Raw genomic sequence first — 22,492 nt, 5'->3', positions numbered from 1 at the left:
GAGCCTGTAAATTATTTTGTGTAAGTTCCATTTTTTATAAATGATCTTTTAATCGATCATCGAACTGAATCGTAAACCAATTCATTGCTAAACGCCAATTTTGAATTGGCATCGTCCATTTCTTCGCAGCATTTGATGTTGCTAAGTAAATGACCTTCTTTACTGAGTCATCAGATGAAAAGATTTTCCTTTTCTTCGTTGAATGGCGTATTACGCTATTCAACGACTCAATCGCATTTGTTGTATAAATTGCATGACGTATTTCGGCTGGATAGCTAAAGATCGTTCGGATATTTTCCCAATTGGCCCGCCAGGATTCTCCAATTTTGGGATACTGGTGATTCCATTGATCACAGAAGATGTCTAGGGATTTTAAAGCATTTTCCTCTGTACTTGCCTGATAAATCGCTTTCAGACCCGACGTAACAGCTTTGTAGTCTTTCCAGCTTACAAATCTCAGGCTATTGCGTACAACATGCACGATACACAGTTGAATATCAGTATGAGGGTAAACAGAGGCTATCGCGTCAGGGAAGCCTTTTAATCCATCTACACAGGCAACAAGAATGTCCTGTACTCCTCGATTTTTTAGCTCTGTCATGACTGACAGCCAGAATTTGGCACCTTCTGTCTGAGCAATCCACATACCCAGTAATTCTTTTTGCCCATCCATATTGATGCCTAAAGCAAGGTATACGGACTTGTTAATCACATTGGAGTGCTGACGGACTTTGACAACAATACAGTCAAGATAGACAACAGGATAAAGGCTATCTAAGGCTCTATTTTGCCACTCAGTCACTTGCTCAATCACAGCATCGGTAACTTTGCTGATGAGAGATGCTGACACATCGGCATCGTACATTTCTTTGAAGAAGGCTACAATTTCCCTATTAGTCATTCCTTTTGCATACAGTGAGAGGATTTGGTCATCCATACTGGTGATGCGTGTTTGGTGCTTTTTTATAATTTGTGGCTCAAATGAACCTTCTCGATCACGGGGAATATCTAAAGCCAGTTGTCCATCTTGAGTTGTAATGGTTTTAGAACTAAACCCATTACGGCTATTTGAGCCTTTCTTGGGCTGATGCTTTTCATAACCGAGATGGTCTGAAAGTTCAGTATTGAGTGCAGTTTCAATCATGAATTTTTTAAAGACTGCTGTCATTTGGTTTAAGTCTTCTGGTGTTTTTAGACCTTTAGCCAATTCGGCAGCCATACTTTTGATTGTTGCTTCATCCATGTGAAGTACCTTTTGTAATTATCCTCTGAAGGATAAATGAAAATTAAGTACTTACACAAAATTTAGAACAGTCCCTTTAATGCTTGCTGAAGATCCATTGGTTTTCACCGATTCAATCCCTTTATCGCGCGATGCTTCGCTCGCATAGAATTGACTTGTACCAATAATTTGATGATTTGCAGCTTTTAAATTGAAGTAAGGTTTTCCATTTTTTGCAGTTAAACGATCATATCGTCCATCGTCACCACTATTTTTTTGAACTGACTCAATACCATTGACTGCCGATGCTTTCGCTTTATATAGCTCACTATTTAAAATAATTTCGCCATTACCAGCCTTGAGTACAAAGCGATATTGTCCATCACTCGCTTGTGAAATCTCGTACCATCCTGCCATAAGAACCTCGTTTTTTTGTTGGTGTGGGTATGACTTTCGTTATTATTCTGGACGAAAGTTATTTGTTATTAATCACAATATAAATGAGCAATGTAACTTTGGATAGTCTACTTTTTATACATTATCGTAATAAAATTATAAGGATGTTGAAAGTTTAAAAAGGTAGAGGTCTGATAGGTACCTCTACCGAAATGTAATTAAAATTAACAAATTAAGCTTTTTTTACAAATTCAGATTTTAATTTCATCTGACCAATACCATCAATTTTGCAATCAATATTATGACCATCACTTGCATCTGATACTAAACGAATTGTTTTTACTTTTGTTCCCACTTTAACAACTGACGATGAACCTTTAATTTTTAAGTCTTTAATCACAGTGACACTATCGCCATCTGCCAAGGCATTACCATTTGCGTCTTTAATCACTTCTTGTTCATCAGCAATTGATGCTTCCCCTTCCTTCCACTCATGTGAGCATTCAGGGCAAATTAATAAGTCGCCGTCTTGATAGGTATATTCTGATTGGCATTTTGGGCAATTTGGTAAAGACATAAAAAAATCTCAAAAAGTATATTATGCGAGATATGATTCATTTTTTAAAGTTTTAAATAAAAGACTTTTACCAAAAAAAAATTTATATATTTAACTTTTGCTGTTTTCTAATAAGTATTCTTTTAAAATAATTGCATGGTTATGTTCCACATCTTTTGCCGAATATAAAAGCGTGACTTTATGATGTGAAACGATTTCTAATAACTCTTTAACTGCTGGGCTGCTTCTTAGTTCTTTTAAATAACGCTGTTTGAACTCATCCCAATGTTCTGCAGACTCTGCATGAAACCACTTACGTAGCTCAGTTGAGGGAGCTATTTCTTTTAACCATAAATCCAAATGAGCATTTTCTTTACTTATCCCTCGGCTCCATAGCCGATCAACTAATATTCGTTTTCCATCCTCGGTACTTGCTTGTTCATAAATTCTTTTAATTTGTATGTTCATCTCTTTTTCTCACTAGAACGCCTCATTGTTTAGGCTTTATAAACAGATTTAATATTTTGTTCTCTTTTAATGTACTTAAAAAGAAAAGAGTGAGTAGCCTCTCTACTCACTCTTTTCTTATTTAATATTTAAAATTTTAAAAGGCGATTACTGATCTGGGATCTCGGCTTCCACCAACAACTTCAATAAAGATAAAGATTCTTGCCAACCTAAATAACATGCTTCCACAGGAATAACTTCTGGTATGCCTTCTTGGGTAATGTGAATTTCTGTGCCTACCAATACAGTTTTTAATGTAATAGTGACCTGCATCGTACCAGGTAAATTTGAGTCATCAAATTGGTCGTTATAGCGAATTAATTCATTTGGAATGAGTTCAACATAAGTTCCCCCAAATGAGTGTGTTGAACCTGTTGAAAAGTTGGTAAAACTCATTTTATATGAGCCACCCACTTTTGCATCAAAACTATGAACCTTCGCAGTAAAACCGTGAGGTGCCATCCACTTAACTAAAGCATCTGGATCGAGAAAAGCACGATAAACCCGTTCAGCGGGTGCTTTAAATACGCGATGTAATTTTACTGTACCTGTTGTCATTATGTTCTCCTTATTTTAAGTCCATTTAGGTTATAGAAGTTATGTTTAGTAGCTTAAACCCTAGAATTTCATTTAACGTATATTTTTGGTGTTTTTTCCATTTATATAACCAGTTTCTGACAAAACTAAATTACGAAAACTAAGGCTGATTTTTTGATAAAAATGGAGCAAAATAGTCAGCAATCATAAAGAAACATATTGAATTTGAGATTAATCATGAGTCTGCTCGCTTTCTCCTCATATGCATTAAACGGTGTAGATGCACAGAAGTTTTTACAAGGCCAAGTGACTGTCGATACTGAGCGTTTAGCTGAAAATGAAACACGCTATACAGCCATTTGTGATCTTAAAGGCCGTATTCATTTTGGCCTATGGTTGAAAAAGATTAACGCTGAAAGTTTTGAGATTGTTGTTACTCAAGATCAAGCTGAAGAGTTTGCTAAGCATATTAAAAAATATGGCGCATTTTCAAAAATGACCTTAAGTGAACAAGGCGTTGTGTTTCCAAAAGTTGTGAATGGCCATACTGAGTTCAGCTCTACAGAAACTGATATTTCCGAATGGCAAAAACAAGCCATCATGACAGGTCAAGCATGGATTGCTCAAGCGACTGAACATGAGTTTCAGCCCCAAGAATTACGTTTACATCAACGCGAAGGCGTCAATTACGATAAAGGCTGTTACTTAGGTCAAGAAATTGTGGCGCGCCTGTGGTTTAAAGCAAAACCAAAACACTGGTTGCATCTAGTTCAAGGTACAGGTGAAGCACCTGCTCCAGCTACTCAATTAAATAACGATATTGAAGTAGTAAATAGTACCCCAACCACTGACGGATATATTGCGTTAGTGGTTGCAAAACCAGCCGCTTTAGCAGAACTCGGTCTTCAAGTTCTCGATTTACCGGAAGCTTTAAGCGGTGATGTTGCTAGACCACAATAAGCAGATTTAGCAAATAAAAAGCCCGTGGATGACCCTACGGGCTTTTCTATAGATACAAAATTCTAATAAATTCATTTAATTAGGGCATCAATTTTTTAATTTTTCTATGCCATCATAATCCAGATTGAAATCTAAGAGAAAAAATATGAAAACTAAACTTGCTACACTCATGTTGAGTCTGGCTTTTTTCGGTTCTGCTCATGCTGATGTAAAAACACTTGAACAAAATCTGAAAACAAATTACCCAGACTTACCTGTAAAAGGTGTTTATCAATCACCTGTGCAAGGTATTTATGAAGTGTATACAAGCGGTCGTATTGTTTATACCAATCAAGATGCTAAATACTTTTTTGTAGGCAATTTAGTTGATATCAAACAACAAAAAAATATGACAGAAGAACGAATTGCCGAATTGGGTAAAATTGATGTTAAAAGCCTACCTCTAAACCAAGCGATTAAATATGTAAAAGGTAAAGGAGAACGTACTCTTTATATTTTCAGCGACCCTGATTGTCCTTACTGTCAGCGCCTAGAACAAAATATGGTTGGGGTTGATAACGTAACGGTATATGTATTCTTATATCCGCTGACCAGTTTGCACCCCAATGCTGAAAAAGTTTCAAATCAGATCTGGTGTTCAAAGAACCCTTCGGAAGCTTGGACCAGTTATATGCTTAATCGCAAATTGCCGGCTAACAGCAAAAGTTGCTCAAGCCCAATTCAAAAGAATATCGCTTTAGGACAAAAATTAAATATCGATGGAACACCAACCCTATTCTTGCAAGATGGTCAAAGAATCTCTGGTGTACCAAGTGATGCAAAACAAATTGAAGCATTACTTAAATCAGTAAAATAATGCTATATGCCACTCTCAGAAGTAGAGTGGCATATTATTTTTCTCCATAGTTTGCTTTATAGACATCGTTTTATATACAAATCGGCTGTTTACTTTCATCTATCAATATTTATGATGAGAAGTTGAGTTGATTCAATACATCGATGGAATGATGTAGCTACAAAGTAAAAGGTTAAAAAGAAATGAAGAAATTACTCATCGCCAGCCTAATCGCCATTTCAAGTTCATCAATCTTTGCGGCAGACACTACAGCATCTGTGGCAAAAAATGATGTCTTTAAACAGGCTGAACAATTGTATGCGGCAAAAAATTATCCTGCTGCTTTCCAAGAAGTGCAGCGCCTTGCGCAGACAGGAAATGCTCAAGCGATCTATAACTTAGGTTATATGACGCAAATGGGACAAGGCACCCCTAAAGATAATGCCAAAGCTCTAAAATATTATGAAGACGCTTCAAACAAAGGTTATGCTCAGGCCAGTTATAGACTTGCACAGATTTATGAAACGGGTGAATTAGGCGTTGCAAAAGATAGTAATAAATTTAGCCAATATGTGCAAAAAGCATCAGCTCAAGGCTCTGATGATGCAACGGTAAAAATTGCGACCATTTTATTTGCTCAGAAAAAGCCACAGTCTCATCAAATTGCTTTACAAAAGCTAGCGCCTTTAATTCGAAAAGGAAACTACCCTGCTATTCAAGTCAAAGCACTTTATGATATTAGCCAAGGGGTTGAAAATAAAAACCCGCTAATGAAACGCCAAGGCATTGAAGCTTTACAAGCAATTGCACAAAAAGGTTATGCACCAGCGTCTATGGCTTTAGCGACTATGATGGCAAATGGCAATATCATTCCTCAGAACTTGCCTCAAGCAAAACAGATTTTTACTGAACTTGCTAACCAAAATGTTCCTAATGCTAGAGAGTCTTTAGCTTCAGTCGAAAAGATTATTGCTGAGAAGAATAAACAAGCTGCAGCCGCCCCTACACAGCCTGCACCTAAAAAATAGCAAAGAAACAATAGCCCCGTATGGGGCTTTTCTTTTACCACCACAAAGCGATAAGTCCACTTACTCCAATAAAACCAATAATGGTACTTATCATTAAAGGTGTTAATGCTCTTTCATTTAAACCATATGCTTGCCCAAAAATACCAAAAGCAATTGGCATTGGAAGTGCCGCAATTAATGTTCCAGCATATAACATCTCTTGACTGACGTTTGGTAATAAAAGGAATAACCCAAAAATCACAACTGGCATAAGAATGACATTAAACCCAGCCAACAATACACTTTGTAAATTCACGGCGGTAATACCTATACCAACCAAGCTGCCGCCAATAGCAAATAGTGCTAGAGGCGAAGCTGTCCTTCCTAAAAGTTCTAAAGCTTGCCCAAGTTTTGAAGGCAGATGAATACCTAGCAAGATACAGCTCATCCCCACTAAAATTGCAATAATTACAGGATTTTTAATTAAATTTATGAATGTTTTTTTCAGTAAAGGCAAAAGCCGCTGCTGTTGATGTAATCCCGCTTCTGCCAAAATAAGCATTAAAGCGACGATTAATAAGTTTTCAATGATTAAAGTTAAAGATATATAGATTGCAGCATGACTACCCATGAGCATAGTCAAAATAGCAGTACCCATAAAACCTGTATTTGACATAGAAGCACCCATTGATATGACTGCACTATGGGTTAAGCTGTTTTTAAAATATTTTCGATAAATAATAAAAGCCAGAAAAAACAAGATTAAAGAGCCACCACCGTAAGCAATAAAATAAGCTGGGTGCCAAATATCTTGTAAATTTTTATTGGCTAAGGATTGGATTAAAAATGCAGGAAGCGCAATTTTAATAACGAATGCGCTAAGAGCCTTAATTTGCTCAGGTGTCACCAATTTAATGAGAACACTACAGTACCCCATCAATAATAAAATCAAAATTGGTAAGATTACCTGAAAAACCACAGACTACTTCCTCACTCATTTCAAAAGAAAAACGGGCAAATCTTAATTTGCCCGCATATTTAAAAACTAAAAAGAATCAAAAAGCTGTTTTAAGCCATGTGGTTGACAACGCAAATATTGAGGAGCAATTTTGACTTTTGCCCCCAATGTAGCTGCAGCATGCCATGGCCAACGTGGGTCATATAACATTGCACGTGCAAGACCAATGGCATCAGCTTGTTGGTTTTCTAAAATTTGTTCAGCATGCTGTGGATCAGTAATAAGACCTACCGCAATCACAGGAATAGATACATGTTTTTTAACCTGCTCCGCGAATGGTACTTGGTAACCTGCCCCGATGGTAATATTTTGGTGTTCATGTAAGCCACCACTAGAGACATGGATATAAGCGGCTCCCAGTTGCTCTAAAGCTTTTGATAACCCAACTGTAGACTCAACGTCCCACTGTTCGTTACCATCCATCCAATCAGTTGCAGATAAACGCACCCCTACAGGATAACCTGTAGGAACAGCAAGTTTAATTGCCTGAAGTACTTCAAGCGTCATACGCATACGGTTCTCTAAAGAACCGCCATATTCATCTGTTCGTTGATTTGCAATTGGCGATAAAAATTGATGCAACAAGTAGCCATGTGCTGCATGTACTTCAATTAGCTCAAAGCCAGCTTCAACTGCACGTTTTGCCGCAGCGGCGAAGTCTTGTTGAACTTGTTTAATTTCATCGATTGTTAATGCATGTGGCGCAGCATCGTGAACTGAAAAAGTACTTGTACTTGGAGCAACTGTTTGCCAACCATGTGGCTGATCTTTTGCAATTTGACCTTTACCCAACCAAGGCTTTTCAGTTGATGCCTTACGTCCAGCATGAGCTAACTGAATTCCAAATGGCATAGGAGAAAGTGTTTTAACTTTTCCTAATAAAGTTTTGATTTGGTCACGTTGCTGATCATTCCAAAGTCCAAGATCTGCGTAACTAATTCGACCTTCCGCTTGTACAGCCGTAGCCTCCACAATGCATAACCCAGCTCCAGACAACGCGTAATTTGCCCATTGCTGCTCATGCCAATAGGTAATTTCGCCTTCATCAGTTGCTGAATACTGACACATTGGGGCAATTACAATTCTATTGACCAGTTGTAGCGAATCAAAATTAACCGTTTCAAATAATTTTGCCATTTTAAATTCCTAGAATTGTTTAATTACACGTAAACCTGCACTCCAGTTACGCCCATCAGCGGGTTCAAAGTAACGATCATTACCATCATTTACGATAACTGAACCCGCATAATTTTTATCAAATAGGTTATCTACACGAGCAAAGCTTTTGACTTTCCAAGTACCTAAATCCCATGCATAACCAATATTTGCTGAAGTTACACTGTAGCTTGGTGCTGCGTCACTGTTGGTATCATTCACGTATACTTTGTCCATATACTGTACATCTACACCACCATATAGTCCGTGGCTCGGTTGCCAAGCTAAAGAAATGTAAGCCTGATTTTTAGCAATTCCAGGAATCGCATTGCCAGCTGGAATTTGAGCAATATTGCCTAAAGCAGGAATATCCGCATCAAAAGTAGCATCTAAATAGGCATAGCTTGCTGTCGCTGTTAAATCTCGCCACAACTTTTTATTCCATGCAAACTCTACCCCTTCACGCAAAGTTTTATCCGCATTTCGGAAGGTAGAACGACCATTTGAGCTTCCTGCTGAAACAATGTCATTTTTGGTTTTAGTTTGAAAAACTGCCAAAGTAAAATCACCTAATTGGTTTTGTGATTTTAAACCAGCTTCATAGGTATCACTGGTCGATGGTTTTAAATCAAAATTAAAACCTGACTTTGTCGTATCAGTTTGATATGCCATTTCAGTAAAGGTCGGTGTTTCAAACCCTTTGGCATAACTCATATAAGCCATGAGCTCAGGTAAAATTTGCCAACTTAACGCAAGCGACGGTAAAACTTTACTGTAATCAGTCTTGCCGCTATCGTCGCCATTACTTAAATAGTTATCTTTGGATTTGTAATGCACATTGCTATACCGTACACCTGTATCTATACGCCATGTAGGTAAGAACTGCCATGAAGCTTGTAAATATGGATCGATATTCCACAGAGTATTGTCTTCATCACGGCGTAATTTACCTTTGACGCCATAAGAAGGTTGACCATTTACTAAATTAAAGTTTTCAAAGCCTTTACGATCTTCATCCATCGCATCGAGTGCAACCCCCAAACTCACCGTTGTATTTGGCAATAGTTCTTTACCTGTCCAACGGAAATCAGCACCATAATAATTGCGGTCAAAATCAATCACACCACCCGCATGATTGATACTGGCATCTTGGGTAGATTTAGGAATAGATTGATACTGAGTGACTTGACGATTACCCAAATATGCCATGGCATAAAGTTCATTTTTGTCATTAATCGGCTTAGACCATGTCATGCCCGTTTGGGTTTGTTCGATATCTTTACGAACATTAAATTGCTTTAAAAACGGAACTTGTTGCTTTGGATTCGCATTCCACTGATCATGCGTTAAACCCTGTGGATCATCGGCATTGATTTTGACATAGTTAGTCACCCAGTTGATTTTACTTCCATCATCAAGGTTCCAACTGAGCTTTGCATTATTTAATATTTTTTCTGCCCCGCTATGTTCTCGGTAACCATCGGTATCGAAGTATGATGAGCTAATAATATAACTTGGTTCATTCGCCCCTTTTGCTCCACCTTGTAGCACTAACCCTGCTCGGCTTTTATCGTGACTACCACCCGAATAGCTGAGCTCAATTGAGTCTTTCCCCTGACCTTCTTTAGTAGAAGTTAAAATTGTCCCGCCCGATGAGTTTCCATAAAGTGAAGAAAAAGGCCCTGTTAGGACTTCAACATGATCCAGACTGCTTAAGTCGATATTAGACGTTTGGCCTTGCCCATCTGGCATTGTTGCAGGAATACCATCCACATATAGGCGAATACCTCGGACACCAAAAGTAGAACGTGCACCAAAACCACGCATAGATAGCTGTAAATCTTGCGCATAATTTTCACGGTTACGAATTTGCAAACTCGGTATCCCCTTCACAACCTCGGTCAAATTCACTTGTGAAGAACTATCCGCCTGAGGTGCATCTATTCGAAAAACCGAAGCAGGTGTTTGTAAGTAAGTAGTATCAGTACGAGTTGCTTCCACATGTAAAGTAGGCAATTTGGCAACATCTGAATTTAAGTCTTCTGCCCAAACAAGTGGGCTAGAAATACAGCCCATACTCATCAAAATACAGTAGTGAAGTCGGTCTAAGCGTAATAAGGACATGCTTATTTCCTTTATTTATATTGTAGTTATGATAACAAAAAGCAGTGTCTTGTCTGGATATAGAATTCGGTTTACATTGTTGTAAAACTGGAACAGTCGTTTTGCGATATAAAAATTGATTTCCAGTTTAAGAGTTATCGGCTCAAAGATGGATGATCTTTCCAGCAATATCGTTCAGGCCAATCTTTTGCTTCTTCAGCGTAATCAATTCCAATACGTGGCGTTAAAACAACTTCTGGCTGTGTAGTGGCTGCCTCAATCCATAGTCCAGATTCTTCACCTAAAGTCTGGCCTTTTAAAGTCCGATCAATGCCCAAATAACGCGTCAGTTTGCCAGGTCCAGCCAAAAGCTTATATTCTTTTTTAGTTGAAGCACCACTTAAAAATGCTGATCGAATCATTATTCCTTCAGGTACACCTTCTGTTTGAGTAATAATGTTGAGCATTTCATACATACCATAAATTAAATAGACATAAATGGTACCACCATGGCGATACATCACTTCTGTTCGAGCTGTGCGTTTATCATTGTAACTATGGCAGGCTTTATCGCGAACGCCCAAATAAGCTTCTGTTTCACTAATTGTACAGCGGATAACTTGTCCATCAGGTTTTCGCTTACATAATACGCAGCCGATTAAATCATATGCTACTTCCGAAGTTTCTCGTTGAAACCAGCTTAATGGTAAAATATCTGACATAGTATTCTCTGAAATATTACATACCACACGTTATACTTGATTAATCCAGTATATCTGTTAATTCTGCGAGTTGGCATGCCTGAGTTACCCGAAGTCGAAACCACCAAAACCAGTTTATTTCCCTTATTGAATCAAAAAGTTTTAAGTGTTGAAGTACGTAATCCTAGCTTACGTTGGCCAATACCAGATGATATTCAAAGACTTGTTGGGCAACGCCTGATTGGATTAAATCGTCGCTCAAAATATATTTTGGCAGAGTTTGAACAAGATCAAATGCTCTGGCATTTAGGCATGTCAGGAAGCTTTCGTCTGTGTCAACCAAACGATGAATTGAGAAAGCATGATCATCTGATTATTCAATTTGAAGATCAGCAGTTACGTTACCACGACCCACGTCGTTTTGGCTGCATTCTTTGGCTTAACCCTGAAACTCAAGGCAAACTCATCGATACTTTAGGGCCAGAACCATTAAGTACTGACTTTCATGCAGAATATTTAGCTTCCAAACTCAAGAATAAAGCTGTCGGCATAAAAATTGCACTCATGGATAATCATGTAGTGGTTGGTGTTGGCAATATCTATGCAACCGAAAGCTTGTTTAATGTTGGCATTCACCCAGCTCAGCCTGCTGGCGATTTGACTATGCAACAAATTGAGAAACTGGTTATCGAGATTAAGCGAATTTTGAAGTCAGCAATTGATTTAGGCGGCTCGACTTTACGAGACTACAGCAATGCCATGGGTGAAAATGGTTATTTTCAACAGACTTTACTCGCTTATGGTCGTGCCGGAGAAATGTGTGTTAACTGTGAAACCACATTAGAAAACTTAAAACTCGGTCAGCGCGCCAGTGTATTTTGCCCACAATGCCAACCGCTTAAAAAGCTGAGAAAGCCTTAATTTTTTGGAGGAAGACAACATGCAAACAGCAATTGTCCGACATATTTTAGTCAAAGATAAAGACTTAGCCGAACAGCTAAAAAAGAAGCTACAAAGTGGGGCTGACTTTGCCAAACTTGCCAAGCAATACTCCACTTGCAATTCAGCAAAACGTGGTGGAGAACTTGGAGAAGTCAAAAAAGGACAGTTGGTACCTGTCATCGACAAAGTAGTATTTACGGCTGCTGAACGTGTATTACAAGGCCCTATCAAAAGTCAGTTTGGCTATCATCTTTTAGAAGTTAAATTCCGAATGGGCAGCTTACGTTAGGACTCATTAATTTAATTATCGTTTTCAGAAGTTTTAGCCTGTGCATTCATTTGATATGTCCAGGCTTTAATATACTCACCCGACTCTAGTTTTATATCAGCGATTACACGCTGGTATTGAAAGCCTTCAAAGTCATCTAACATTTGCCAGTTTTCTGCTAACTTTTCTGTGCTAAACAAATAGCCTTCTACCCAATCTGCTTGTGGATCTAACTCTAACGCTTTTAAACCTTTGTCTGGCCCCCAATCTAAAATATGAATTACTCCTCGTACACTAGCTTTCATCCAGTTTCCACCAATCTGCTCTAAAATATGAGCATTTGCTTTATTAGGGCATAAGGTTCCATATACAAAAAGCTGATTCATTAATTTATGTTCCTGTTCTATCTGCTTAGCTAAACTTAACTGTGATTTAGCAAGTTTATCAATATCTCTAGTCCAGTATAAAATGCTATGTAATAAAAAACGGTACGCTAGGTACCGTTTTTATACTCAAATTCTTTTTATTAAGCTTGTTTTTTCAACTCATCACGAATTTCACGTAATAATTGAATATCTTCTGGAGTTGCAGCTGGAGCTTCTGGCTCATTCTTATCACGGCGAAGTTTGTTTAATAATTTCACCATTAAGAACACAACCCAAGCCAAAATCAGGAAGTTAATTAAAATGGTCAGGAAGTTACCATAAGTTAATACGTTGATACCTGCTTTTTGTAAGGCATCTAGAGATTGTAAGTTATTAGGGTTTGCACCTAATACGATAAATTTCTGCGAGAAATCAACACCACCACCAGTAATTACAGTGATAAGCGGCATGATGATATCTTTTACTAACGAGTCTACGATTTTGCCAAAAGCACCACCAATAATTACACCAATGGCTAAATCCATCATATTGCCTTTAATGGCAAATTCTTTAAATTCTTGAATAATACTCATCTAAACATCTCCAGATGTAGGGGGGAGGAACACATCATATTTTTCTTTTTTCACTGGCCTCTTATCCGTCTAGATAGTACTCGCCATGATATTGATAATTTAATATTTTTTTCAAAAAAAGAAAGCTATTTCACACTTTAACAACATATTTGCTTACAAGAAAAATATGACTTTAAGTTTACTTTCAGCTTTACCAGTAAGCAATAAAAAACCGCTAAACGAATTTAGCGGTTTTTCTTTTTCATTTAAGAAAAATTATTTATCACGGTTACGTTTACGTTCGTTTTCAGTCAAGTAACGCTTACGGATACGAATTGATTTTGGAGTAACTTCTACTAACTCATCATCTTCAATAAATTCAAGAGCTTGTTCAAGCGTGAATTCAATTGCAGGTGTTAAAGTTAAAGCATCATCAGTACCAGACGCACGAACGTTAGTTAACTGTTTCGCTTTAGTTGGGTTTACAACCATATCGTCTGAACGAGAGTTAATACCTACGATCATACCTTCGTAAACTTCCAACTGTGGCTTAGCGAATAAACGACCACGGTCTTGTAAGCTGAATAATGCATAGCCCAAGCATGTACCTTGAACCATAGAAATCAACACACCGTTTTGACGCTTCGCAACAGTACCTTGTTTAAGAGGACCATAGTGAGAGAAGCTTGAAGTCATAATACCAGTACCAGAGGTCATGGTTAAGAATTCAGAACGGAAACCAATTAAACCACGTGAAGGAACAGTTGCTTCAATACGGATACGGCCTTTACCATCAACTTCCATATTGGTCATTTCGCCTTTACGGTGACCCATTTGTTCCATTACAGCGCCTTGGTGCTGCTCTTCAACGTCAAACGTTACGTTTTCGTAAGGTTCTTGTTTTTCACCATCAATTTCTTTAATGATTACTTGCGGACGTGATACACCTAATTCGAAGCCTTCACGACGCATGTTTTCAATTAAAACTGAAAGGTGAAGTTCACCACGGCCAGACACTTTGAAACGGTCTGGACTATCAGTATCTTCAACACGTAAAGCTACGTTGTGAATTAATTCGCGGTCAAGACGCTCACGAATATTACGTGAAGTTACGAATTTACCTTCTTTACCAGCAAACGGTGAGTTGTTTACTTGGAAAGTCATAGACACTGTAGGTTCATCTACAGATAAAGGTGGTAATGCTTCAACGTTTTTCGGATCACAAATCGTGTCAGAAATGTTAAGTGCATCAATACCAGTAATACATACGATATCGCCCGCAGATGCAGAATCAACATCAATACGCTCTAAACCATGGTAACCCATGATTTTTAAGATACGACCGTTACGTGTATTGCCTTCTTTGTCAATTACAGTAACAGGAGTATTTAATTTTACAGAACCACGTTGAATACGACCAACACCGATAACACCTACGAAGCTGTTATAGTCAAGTGATGAAATCTGCATTTGGAATGGACCATCAACATCAACCGCTGGTGGCTCAACGATGTCTACAATCGTTTCGAACAACGGAGTCATGTCTTCTGCAAGCTCTTCAGGAGCAGGACCCGCTACACCACGTAAACCTGATGCATAAACGATTGGGAAATCAAGTTGCTCATCAGTTGCACCAAGGTTATCAAATAAATCAAATACTTGATCGATTACCCAGTCTGGACGAGCACTTGGCTTGTCAACTTTGTTGATAATCACGATTGGTTTTAAACCACGAGCAAAGGCTTTTTGAGTCACAAAGCGAGTTTGTGGCATTGGGCCTTCTTGTGAGTCAACAAGAAGTAGTACGCAGTCAACCATCGACATTACACGTTCTACTTCACCACCGAAGTCGGCGTGTCCCGGGGTATCTACGATGTTGATACGGTAAGTTGTATCTGTACGTTTGTCTAACCAAGTAATAGCGGTGTTTTTCGCTAAGATGGTAATACCACGTTCACTTTCAAGCGCATTCGAGTCCATGACACGCTCAATCTCGCCTGCTCGGTCACCGAGAGCACCTGATTGCTGAAGTAGTTTATCGACAAGTGTGGTTTTCCCGTGGTCGACGTGCGCAATAATTGCGATATTACGGAGATTTTTGATATCTGACATGAAAATTCGAAACGCCTAAAATTTGAGGGCAAATTATACAGAAAAACACTACTCTTGAGTAGTGACAGTTTATTGACATTGACAAAAAAAATTTCCAATAATCTGTATTTCGTTTTGTAAAGATAGGTATCTCGATTAGAATAGCGCCAATTTGCGAAATTGCGGCGTATTTACTCCCATGTCCAATCAACCATCACAAGACCGTCTTGACCTCGTTTATGGACTAGATGACCGACCAAAACCCTTCGTGGCTTTTCTAGCAGCTTTTCAACATTTGCTTGCAATTATTGTCCCGATTGTTACACCTGGACTTCTCATTTGTTTAGCTTTGGGCGTTTCACGTACCGAAACTAACATGATTTTATCCATGTCTTTGGTCATTTCAGGAATTGCAACTTTCTTACAATGCAAAAAAGTTGGTCCTTTCGGTGCAGGTCTACTCATTGTTCAAGGAACAAGCTTTAACTTTATTGGCCCGATTATCGGTATTGGCAGTGCAATGGTTGCTGCGGGGACGCCAGTCAATCAAGTTATGGCTGCTATTTTTGGTGTTGTGATTGCAGGTTCATTTATTGAAATGGGCGTATCACAAATTCTCCCATGGGTAAAAAAGCTAATTACTCCCCTTGTAACAGGTATTGTGGTACTCCTGATTGGTCTAACGCTCATTAAAGAAGGTTTGATTAGTATGGGCGGTGGTTATCAAGCCATGCAGGACCATACCTTTGCCAGTGCTGATAACCTTATAATGTCGTGTACGGTTCTTGCTATTATTATTGTCCTAAACCGTATTCGTATTGTCTGGATTAAAAGTTCAGCTATTTTAATTGCTTTAGTTATTGGCTACATTCTTGCCGGGTTTATGGGGTATTTAGACTTCTCTGGTTTAAAAGATGCACCCGTGATTCAAATTCCGACACCAATGCATTTTGGCTTAAGCTTCTCATGGGGCTTATTTATTCCAATGGCATTTATTTATTTAGTGACTTCATTAGAAGCAATTGGTGACGTGACGGCAACCAGTAAACTATCAAACCAACCTGTAGATGGTCCTCAGTGGATGCAACGTATTAAGGGTGGTGTGTTAGTAAATGGTGCAAATTCATTACTTGCTGGCCTATTCAATACTTTCCCAAGTTCGGTGTTTGCCCAAAATAATGGCGTTATCCAATTAACTGGTGTAGCAAGTCGTTATGTAGGAATCTGGATTGCTGCTTTACTCATTTTATTAGGTCTATTCCCTGCTGTAGCTGGTGTAATACAAGCTGTTCCACAAGCCGTATTAGGTGGAGCAGTTATGGTAATGTTCGGCGCTGTTGCTGCCTCAGGCATTAACATTCTTTCATCAATTCATTTAGATCGTCGCGCACTTTTAATTATTGCAATATCACTTGCACTCGGTTTAGGTGTTGCCCAAGTTCCACAAATTTTGGAGCACTTGCCAGAGTTATTTAAAAATATTTTTAGTTCTGGTGTAGCAACAGGTGGTATTGCAGCACTAATTTTAAATATTGTTCTGCCTGAAATCCACAAATAACCTATTTTTTAATTTTTTGATTACTGCCCAGTTTCCACTGGGCATTCTTCTTCATGAGAGATGTACATGGATCCTAGAAGTGAAGTGGTATTAAGACAGCAAGACTATTTAAAAGGTAGACTCTTGTTGATTAATGCACCCAATGATGCCTTAGTCAGTCAATTACCTACTGCGGTTGATGCCTCAGTCTGGACATGGAATTATGCCGACTACCAAGGTTTCATTAATACAGGTACGCCAGCACATTTCTCAGTTGAGTTTCCATCACAAGAATTTGATCAGGCTTTAATTTTTGTGCCTAAATCAAAAGAGCTTTTAAACTATATATTGCATGTAGTGATGAGCCATTTAAAGGCTGATCAATCAGTTTTTCTAGTAGGTGAGAAAAAAGGCGGTGTTGAAAGAGCAGCTAAACAATTACAAAGTTTTGGCCAGATACTTAAACTCGATAGTGCACGCCATTGTCAATTATGGCATTTAAAAATTGAAAAAACTGAAAAGATCAAACCTCTTGAAAGCTGGTTAAAAACCTATACTGTTCAAGCAAATGAACAAGAACTTACCATTTGCGCGCTACCTGGCGTTTTTAGTCAAAATCATCTAGATGTCGGAACTGCTGTTTTACTCCCTTATCTAAATCAGGTGAAATCAGGTAGAATTGCCGACTTCGGGTGTGGTGCGGGAATTATCAGTTGCTATTTGGCAAAAGTAAATTCAAGTAATATTATTCATGCCCTAGATATTGATGCCTTCGCTTTACGGTCAACGGAAATGACTTTTAGTCGAAATGGAATAGGTTCAGACCAGTTGAGATTGCAGCCCGTTACAGGAATTGCAGACGCCCCAACAGAACTTGATGCCATTGTCAGTAATCCCCCCTTTCATCAAGGTATTCATACCAACTACGATGCAAGTGAAGGACTCTGCCAGAACGCTAAAAAACATTTAAAGGCATCAGGTGAGCTATGGATTGTAGCAAACCGTTTTTTAAACTATCCGATCTTAATCGAGAAGCACTTTGGTCAGTGTGAGATTAAAACTGATCTACAAGGCTTTAAGGTGTTATATGCCTGTGCATAACAAACTATGTAAGGAATCTCCATGAGCGAAACACATGCTCCTGAAAAACTCCAGCGAAAGCTTGGGGCTCGTCATCTGAATATGATCGCCATTGGTGGTTCCATTGGTACAGGTCTCTTCCTTGCTTCTGGGTCAACCATTGCAAATGCAGGTCCAGGTGGGGCGTTACTCGCCTATTCCCTCATTGGTATCATGATTTATTTCTTAATGACCAGCTTGGGCGAACTTGCAACTCATACACCGACATCTGGCGCATTCTTCACCTATGGCAGTCGCTATGTGGAAGAAGGCTTTGGTTTCGCACTAGGTTGGAACTACTGGTATAACTGGGCAATCACGGTTGCGTTTGAACTCGTTGCAGTACAGTTTATTATGAAGTTCTGGTTTCCAGATATTCCTGGGTTCTATTGGAGTGCGCTCTTCCTCGTCATTATTTTTATGATTAATGCGATGAGTGTAAAAGGATTTGGCGAAAGCGAATTCTGGTTTTCAATGGTTAAAGTTATCGCTATTGTTGCCTTCATTATCATTGGTATTGCCATGATTATTAAGGTGATGTTGACACCAGGTGTGGCCACTTTTGGTAATTGGACTTACAAAGATGCGCCTTTTGTAGGTGGTTTACAAGCCATGATTGGTGTTGCCATGATTGCAGGGTTCTCATTTCAGGGAACCGAAATGGTGGGTGTGGCTGCGGGTGAATCGAAAGATCCAAAGAAAACGATACCACTTGCGATTAAACAGATTTTCTGGCGAATTTTATTATTCTATGTATTGTGTATTTTCATTATCGGTACACTCATTGCCTATGATGATCCAAACCTATTACAAGCTGCGACAACAGAAAATGTTGCTCTTTCTCCTTTTACCTTGCTTTATGAAAAAGTAGGCTTTGCTTTCGCTGCGAGCTTAATGAATGCGGTTATTTTGACAGCTATTTTGTCGGCAGGTAACTCAGGTATGTATTCTTCTACTCGTATGTTATTTGATATGGCTCAACAAGGCCGCGCACCAAAATGGTTTGCAAAACTCGACAATCGTGGTGTTCCAATGAATGCCTTATATGCGACTACATTTATTGCTGCATTCTGCTTCTTAACGACTTTTATTGGGGAAAAACAAGTCTTTAACTGGCTTCTCAATATGTCTGGGATGTGTGGTTTCATTGTTTGGCTAGGTATTGCAATTTCACATTATCGTTTCCGTAAAGGTTATATTGCTCAAGGTTATAAGCTCGAAGATCTTGCCTACCGTGCTAAGTTTTTCCCATTTGCTCCATGGTTTGCCTTTATTCTTTGTTCTGTCATTATCCTTGGCCAGAACTATCAAGCTGTTTTAGGTGGAAAAATTGACTGGATGGGCTTACTTTCTACCTATATTAGCTTGCCTTTATTCTTAGTAATTTGGCTCGGATATAAATGGAAAAATAAGACTAAATTAATACCTTATGATCAAATGGATGTAAAACCAGAGCAAGATTAATAGTAAGCTTAAAGAGCTAATCAAAAATAACTAAATGTCAAAAACTTGATCTTTAGTTAAAAACAGGTAAAATGCCGTTCAGATTTTCAACGGCACTTTTTAAAAAAGGAGGACATCATGCCAACACTACAAAGTAAAACACAGTAACGATTTGGCACGATGTCAGCTCACGGACAAGTGTACAAATTTAATTCACTTGTCCGAATGCTCGAATTTAAGACCTAGCATTCGCTAGGTTTTTTTATGCCTATTCGGACAGAAAAATAAGAGAAAAATTATGGGCATACAAAAAATATTAAACGAAGAGGCACTGTATGGTGTGCCGGTTAAAATTTTCACTCAAGATATAGATAGTGAAAGTATCGAACAACTAAAGAAAATGGCACAACTGCAATTCATATACTCACATATTGCTGTTATGCCAGATGTTCACGTAGGAAAAGGCGCGACTGTAGGTAGTGTTATTCCGACTAAACATGCAATTATTCCAGCTGCAGTCGGTGTAGATATTGGTTGTGGAATGAATGCAATTCGTTTGAGTCTAAAAGCGTCACAACTTCCAGATAACTTAAGCCGTTTACGTGATGCAATCGAACGTAAAGTACCCGTCGGTTTTGCTTTACATAAACAGGTCAAAGCTAAAGCGTCGAGTATTATTCCACTCGAAAAGCGTTTACAACCGATTATAAAGAAACATCCAGGTCTAGTTCGTATGCTTCGGCAGTTTGATGCAACTTGGCAAAAACAATTAGGGACATTAGGAGGTGGTAATCATTTTATAGAGTTATGTATTGATGAAAATCAAGATGTATGGGTCATGCTCCATTCAGGTAGTCGCGGTCTTGGTAATGTCATTGGTACTTATTTTATTGAACTCGCCAAGAAAGAAGCACAACATCGCTTCGGGCATGTACCTGATAAAGACCTAAGTTATTTTGCTGAAGGTTCAAACAGTTTCAATGATTATGTAGAAGCTGTGGAATGGGCACAAGAATATGCTTTCGAAAATCGCAAAGAAATGATGCGATTAATCTTAGAAGCAATTCGACCTCTTCTACCCTCTTTTCAAATGACAAAAGAAGCAATTAATTGCCATCATAATTATGTAAGTCGAGAAACCCATTTTGGTGAAAATCTTTTAGTTACCAGAAAAGGAGCGATTAGAGCGGGTTTAAATGAGTTAGGAATTATTCCAGGTTCTATGGGAGCACGTTCTTATATTGTTAGAGGAAAAGCTAATCCTGAGTCTTTTTGTTCTTGCTCTCACGGAGCTGGCCGCAAAATGAGCCGAAGCAAGGCAAAAATACTTTTTAATCAACAAGACTTAATTGAACAAACGCAAGGAATTGAATGTCGTAAAGACAGTGGTGTTGTCGATGAGATTCCAAGCGCTTATAAGGACATTGATGAAGTTATGGCGAACCAGTCAGATCTTATTGAAGTGGTCCATACACTTAAACAAGTTTTATGTATTAAAGGTTAAAACATGAAAATTAAAGAAATGCCAAAAATTAAGGCTCGCAACCACGTAGCCCTTTCACCTTTACTTCAAAAAGGTGGCATGCATGAGACAGAAAAACCTCGTGCACAGCATCGTCGAGATAGACAAGATACTAAACAGCAATTAAAAAAAGGTGTTTGGTAATACTGATCTAAATGAATAACTGAGTACATATTATCAAGGAGATAGAAAAATGAAAAATATTTTAAAAATCACAATAAAAAAAGCGACTCTAACGAGTCGCTTTTTTACTGTTCAGAAACTCAAATTATTGAGCTTGTTGACCAGGTTGAACTACTACAGTACGGCTACCAGTAATTGTCGCGAATACACGACGGTTCATAGCACGACCTTCTTTAGTTTTGTTGTCAGCAATCGGTTGATCCCAAGCGAAACCTTGAGTAGACAAACGAGAAGCGTCAACATTGTATTCGTTTACAAGAGCTGATTTAACAGAGTTAGCACGAGCTAAAGATAAACGTTCGTTCAACTTACGTGGACCAGTGTTATCTGTGTGACCTTCGATACGTGCAGTAGCGTTAGGGTATTCAGTTAACTTCTCAGCAACTTTAGCGATTTCTGGCTTGTATTGGTCTTTGATGTTTGACTTGTTAGTATCAAAGAACACACGAAGTTCCATGTTAAGGTCTTCAGTTAACTCTTGTGGTTGTGGAGCAACTGGAGTTGGTTCAACTGGAGCAACCTCTACTACAGGAGCAGCAGGCTTCAAGTGACCACCAAGAACTACGTTTAAACCAGCAAGAGCTGTATAGTTCCAGAATTGTTCGTCAAAGTTATAAGTACCACGAGCTTCTGTACGAAGAGATAAAGCATCGTTGATGCGATAGAATGCACCGATACCAGCATTACCTAAAGTACCTTCTTCACTTGTGTGGTAACCAAGATCAGGAATCTCGTATTTGTAGTGACCAGCACCTAACAATACGTATGGCTTGAATTTGCTGTCATAGTTTTTAGTAATTAAATCAGAAGTAACATAGAAGTTACCATTGATTTGTTTTTGTTTGTATTCAGCATTTGGAGCACCAGCAATACCGTTTACATCACCTTTAACTTGGTTATATTCAGCTTCAAAACCTAACCATGGTGTTAACTCAATACCTAAAGCTGCACCAACGAATAAATCGTCTTGTAACTCAGGGCTATTTGTTAAACTACCTTTGTCACCACCGTTATTGTGTTGGCTGTCTTGCCAAGTGTAACCAAGCAATAATGGAGTAACTGTTACGCCAGCATTAGCAGCAGCTAATGGAGCAGCAACAAGCATAGTAGCAAGTGCAATACGACTCAATTTCATGGATATCCTCCAGAGATAACAATTGTTGTTCAAGCTCAGCCTAAATTTATTGGCCCCTGAGATATTTTTACCCCAGTATTATTTTTAAGCTATTCACATTTGAATCATACAAACACTTGATAAACTTTCCAAGTGCTTGATAATTTTAATCAAGTAAATTATTGACAAAATTACTTACAATTTCCGTTGTAATTCGGTAATTTTTTACTCAACTAGCAAAAATGAATAACTTCTTTGTTTCGCTTGCGGTGATTTTACCAGTATTCTAGCCAACTGATAACCCTTATTTAATTTTGTGTTTCCTTATTATAAAAAATA

23 protein-coding genes are annotated in these 22,492 nt (G+C 38.4%); 10 read left to right on the top strand and 13 right to left on the bottom strand.

Features of this window, described 5'->3' with window-relative positions:
• Positions 1-34: 34 nt before the first annotated feature.
• The 5 genes from MKL35_RS10780 to MKL35_RS10760 form a co-directional block, all read right to left on the bottom strand.
• On the bottom strand, positions 35-1,243 hold the full coding sequence (locus tag MKL35_RS10780) for an IS256-like element ISAba26 family transposase (protein WP_000343018.1): 1,209 nt from the start codon (positions 1,241-1,243) through the stop codon (positions 35-37).
• A gap of 51 nt (positions 1,244-1,294) precedes the next feature.
• A complete protein-coding gene (locus MKL35_RS10775; protein WP_270913595.1) occupies positions 1,295-1,639 on the bottom strand; it encodes a YegP family protein in 345 nt (114 codons plus the stop codon).
• Between the two features lie 211 nt (positions 1,640-1,850).
• Entirely contained in the window at positions 1,851-2,195 is a 345-nt protein-coding gene (locus MKL35_RS10770; protein ID WP_032010073.1) for a zinc ribbon domain-containing protein YjdM, read from the bottom strand.
• Positions 2,196-2,285: 90 nt separating this feature from the next.
• On the bottom strand, positions 2,286-2,642 hold the full coding sequence (locus tag MKL35_RS10765) for a DUF488 domain-containing protein (RefSeq protein ID WP_032010071.1): 357 nt from the start codon (positions 2,640-2,642) through the stop codon (positions 2,286-2,288).
• A gap of 147 nt (positions 2,643-2,789) precedes the next feature.
• The gene (locus MKL35_RS10760) at positions 2,790-3,242 is read right to left on the bottom strand and encodes an SRPBCC family protein (RefSeq protein ID WP_079744816.1); all 453 of its coding nucleotides are present in this window, start codon (positions 3,240-3,242) and stop codon (positions 2,790-2,792) included.
• Between the two features lie 213 nt (positions 3,243-3,455).
• Here MKL35_RS10760 and ygfZ point away from each other — a divergent pair, with 213 nt between their 5' ends.
• The 3 genes from ygfZ (at position 3,456) to MKL35_RS10745 (ending at position 6,041) form a co-directional block, all read left to right on the top strand.
• Positions 3,456-4,178, top strand: a complete 723-nt coding sequence (gene ygfZ, locus MKL35_RS10755; protein ID WP_004885360.1) for a CAF17-like 4Fe-4S cluster assembly/insertion protein YgfZ — start codon at positions 3,456-3,458, stop codon at positions 4,176-4,178.
• Positions 4,179-4,323: 145 nt separating this feature from the next.
• Positions 4,324-5,034 carry a DsbC family protein gene (locus MKL35_RS10750; protein WP_031955754.1) on the top strand — a complete coding sequence of 237 codons (711 nt, stop codon included), beginning with the start codon at positions 4,324-4,326 and terminating at the stop codon, positions 5,032-5,034.
• Between the two features lie 182 nt (positions 5,035-5,216).
• On the top strand, positions 5,217-6,041 hold the full coding sequence (locus MKL35_RS10745) for a tetratricopeptide repeat protein (RefSeq protein WP_002051569.1): 825 nt from the start codon (positions 5,217-5,219) through the stop codon (positions 6,039-6,041).
• Positions 6,042-6,075: 34 nt separating this feature from the next.
• Here the strand turns inward: MKL35_RS10745 and MKL35_RS10740 are convergent, their stop codons facing one another.
• From MKL35_RS10740 to MKL35_RS10725, 4 genes are all read right to left on the bottom strand, one after another.
• Positions 6,076-6,999: an AEC family transporter gene (locus tag MKL35_RS10740; RefSeq protein WP_023188155.1), complete on the bottom strand. Its 924-nt coding sequence runs from the start codon at positions 6,997-6,999 to the stop codon at positions 6,076-6,078.
• A 66-nt stretch (positions 7,000-7,065) separates the two neighbouring features.
• Positions 7,066-8,175, bottom strand: a complete 1,110-nt coding sequence (locus tag MKL35_RS10735) for an NADH:flavin oxidoreductase/NADH oxidase (protein ID WP_016804673.1) — start codon at positions 8,173-8,175, stop codon at positions 7,066-7,068.
• Between the two features lie 9 nt (positions 8,176-8,184).
• On the bottom strand, positions 8,185-10,317 hold the full coding sequence (locus tag MKL35_RS10730) for a TonB-dependent receptor family protein (protein WP_032010069.1): 2,133 nt from the start codon (positions 10,315-10,317) through the stop codon (positions 8,185-8,187).
• Positions 10,318-10,451: 134 nt separating this feature from the next.
• The gene (locus MKL35_RS10725; RefSeq protein WP_032010067.1) at positions 10,452-11,018 is read right to left on the bottom strand and encodes a DNA-3-methyladenine glycosylase; all 567 of its coding nucleotides are present in this window, start codon (positions 11,016-11,018) and stop codon (positions 10,452-10,454) included.
• A gap of 75 nt (positions 11,019-11,093) precedes the next feature.
• On the opposite strand from MKL35_RS10725, the gene mutM reads away from it, so the two are divergent.
• On the top strand, positions 11,094-11,918 hold the full coding sequence (gene mutM, locus MKL35_RS10720; protein ID WP_032010065.1) for a bifunctional DNA-formamidopyrimidine glycosylase/DNA-(apurinic or apyrimidinic site) lyase: 825 nt from the start codon (positions 11,094-11,096) through the stop codon (positions 11,916-11,918).
• A gap of 19 nt (positions 11,919-11,937) precedes the next feature.
• Positions 11,938-12,228, top strand: a complete 291-nt coding sequence (locus tag MKL35_RS10715; RefSeq protein WP_002051379.1) for a peptidylprolyl isomerase — start codon at positions 11,938-11,940, stop codon at positions 12,226-12,228.
• A gap of 11 nt (positions 12,229-12,239) precedes the next feature.
• On the opposite strand, the gene MKL35_RS10710 is transcribed toward MKL35_RS10715, so the two are convergent.
• The 3 genes from MKL35_RS10710 to typA all read right to left on the bottom strand — a co-directional run bounded on the left by MKL35_RS10710 (position 12,240) and on the right by typA (position 15,256).
• Positions 12,240-12,593, bottom strand: coding sequence for a gamma-glutamylcyclotransferase family protein (locus MKL35_RS10710; RefSeq protein ID WP_106479371.1), 354 nt, complete (start codon positions 12,591-12,593; stop codon positions 12,240-12,242).
• 140 nt (positions 12,594-12,733) lie between these two features.
• Entirely contained in the window at positions 12,734-13,165 is a 432-nt protein-coding gene (gene mscL, locus MKL35_RS10705; protein ID WP_000022555.1) for a large conductance mechanosensitive channel protein MscL, read from the bottom strand.
• 255 nt (positions 13,166-13,420) lie between these two features.
• Positions 13,421-15,256, bottom strand: coding sequence for a translational GTPase TypA (gene typA, locus MKL35_RS10700; protein ID WP_001280092.1), 1,836 nt, complete (start codon positions 15,254-15,256; stop codon positions 13,421-13,423).
• 178 nt (positions 15,257-15,434) lie between these two features.
• Between typA and MKL35_RS10695 the strand changes: the two genes are divergently transcribed.
• The 5 genes from MKL35_RS10695 (at position 15,435) to MKL35_RS10675 (ending at position 21,000) form a co-directional block, all read left to right on the top strand.
• On the top strand, positions 15,435-16,793 hold the full coding sequence (locus tag MKL35_RS10695) for a uracil-xanthine permease family protein (RefSeq protein WP_002051493.1): 1,359 nt from the start codon (positions 15,435-15,437) through the stop codon (positions 16,791-16,793).
• Between the two features lie 66 nt (positions 16,794-16,859).
• A complete protein-coding gene (locus tag MKL35_RS10690) occupies positions 16,860-17,873 on the top strand; it encodes a class I SAM-dependent methyltransferase (protein WP_002051385.1) in 1,014 nt (337 codons plus the stop codon).
• Positions 17,874-17,894: 21 nt separating this feature from the next.
• Complete coding sequence (locus MKL35_RS10685; RefSeq protein ID WP_002051328.1) at positions 17,895-19,355, top strand: amino acid permease; 1,461 nt, start codon at positions 17,895-17,897, stop codon at positions 19,353-19,355.
• A 277-nt stretch (positions 19,356-19,632) separates the two neighbouring features.
• Positions 19,633-20,838: an RtcB family protein gene (locus tag MKL35_RS10680; RefSeq protein WP_032010059.1), complete on the top strand. Its 1,206-nt coding sequence runs from the start codon at positions 19,633-19,635 to the stop codon at positions 20,836-20,838.
• Between the two features lie 3 nt (positions 20,839-20,841).
• Positions 20,842-21,000 carry a hypothetical protein gene (locus MKL35_RS10675; RefSeq protein WP_004712046.1) on the top strand — a complete coding sequence of 53 codons (159 nt, stop codon included), beginning with the start codon at positions 20,842-20,844 and terminating at the stop codon, positions 20,998-21,000.
• 124 nt (positions 21,001-21,124) lie between these two features.
• On the opposite strand, the gene omp38 is transcribed toward MKL35_RS10675, so the two are convergent.
• Positions 21,125-22,174, bottom strand: coding sequence for an outer membrane protein Omp38 (gene omp38 / locus MKL35_RS10670; RefSeq protein WP_032010056.1), 1,050 nt, complete (start codon positions 22,172-22,174; stop codon positions 21,125-21,127).
• Between the last annotated feature and the right edge of the window lie 318 nt (positions 22,175-22,492).

It is taken from the genome of Acinetobacter sp. AOR41_HL, assembly GCF_027854645.1.
Taxonomy (GTDB): domain Bacteria; phylum Pseudomonadota; class Gammaproteobacteria; order Pseudomonadales; family Moraxellaceae; genus Acinetobacter; species Acinetobacter nosocomialis.
Note: the sequence above shows the minus strand (reverse complement) of the source record. Positions and strands in the feature narration are given on the sequence as shown.

Coding starts and splice junctions, on each gene's coding strand:
- MKL35_RS10770 (WP_032010073.1), bottom strand. CDS start 2,195: ATGTCTTTACCAAATTGCCCAAAATGCCAATCAGAATATACCTATCAA.
- MKL35_RS10675 (WP_004712046.1), top strand. CDS start 20,842: ATGAAAATTAAAGAAATGCCAAAAATTAAGGCTCGCAACCACGTAGCC.
- MKL35_RS10775 (WP_270913595.1), bottom strand. CDS start 1,639: ATGGCAGGATGGTACGAGATTTCACAAGCGAGTGATGGACAATATCGC.
- mutM (WP_032010065.1), top strand. CDS start 11,094: ATGCCTGAGTTACCCGAAGTCGAAACCACCAAAACCAGTTTATTTCCC.
- MKL35_RS10715 (WP_002051379.1), top strand. CDS start 11,938: ATGCAAACAGCAATTGTCCGACATATTTTAGTCAAAGATAAAGACTTA.
- MKL35_RS10750 (WP_031955754.1), top strand. CDS start 4,324: ATGAAAACTAAACTTGCTACACTCATGTTGAGTCTGGCTTTTTTCGGT.
- typA (WP_001280092.1), bottom strand. CDS start 15,256: ATGTCAGATATCAAAAATCTCCGTAATATCGCAATTATTGCGCACGTC.
- mscL (WP_000022555.1), bottom strand. CDS start 13,165: ATGAGTATTATTCAAGAATTTAAAGAATTTGCCATTAAAGGCAATATG.
- MKL35_RS10680 (WP_032010059.1), top strand. CDS start 19,633: ATGGGCATACAAAAAATATTAAACGAAGAGGCACTGTATGGTGTGCCG.
- omp38 (WP_032010056.1), bottom strand. CDS start 22,174: ATGAAATTGAGTCGTATTGCACTTGCTACTATGCTTGTTGCTGCTCCA.
- MKL35_RS10735 (WP_016804673.1), bottom strand. CDS start 8,175: ATGGCAAAATTATTTGAAACGGTTAATTTTGATTCGCTACAACTGGTC.
- ygfZ (WP_004885360.1), top strand. CDS start 3,456: ATGAGTCTGCTCGCTTTCTCCTCATATGCATTAAACGGTGTAGATGCA.
- MKL35_RS10780 (WP_000343018.1), bottom strand. CDS start 1,243: ATGGATGAAGCAACAATCAAAAGTATGGCTGCCGAATTGGCTAAAGGT.
- MKL35_RS10725 (WP_032010067.1), bottom strand. CDS start 11,018: ATGTCAGATATTTTACCATTAAGCTGGTTTCAACGAGAAACTTCGGAA.
- MKL35_RS10685 (WP_002051328.1), top strand. CDS start 17,895: ATGAGCGAAACACATGCTCCTGAAAAACTCCAGCGAAAGCTTGGGGCT.
- MKL35_RS10695 (WP_002051493.1), top strand. CDS start 15,435: ATGTCCAATCAACCATCACAAGACCGTCTTGACCTCGTTTATGGACTA.
- MKL35_RS10710 (WP_106479371.1), bottom strand. CDS start 12,593: ATGAATCAGCTTTTTGTATATGGAACCTTATGCCCTAATAAAGCAAAT.
- MKL35_RS10745 (WP_002051569.1), top strand. CDS start 5,217: ATGAAGAAATTACTCATCGCCAGCCTAATCGCCATTTCAAGTTCATCA.
- MKL35_RS10765 (WP_032010071.1), bottom strand. CDS start 2,642: ATGAACATACAAATTAAAAGAATTTATGAACAAGCAAGTACCGAGGAT.
- MKL35_RS10730 (WP_032010069.1), bottom strand. CDS start 10,317: ATGTCCTTATTACGCTTAGACCGACTTCACTACTGTATTTTGATGAGT.
- MKL35_RS10690 (WP_002051385.1), top strand. CDS start 16,860: ATGGATCCTAGAAGTGAAGTGGTATTAAGACAGCAAGACTATTTAAAA.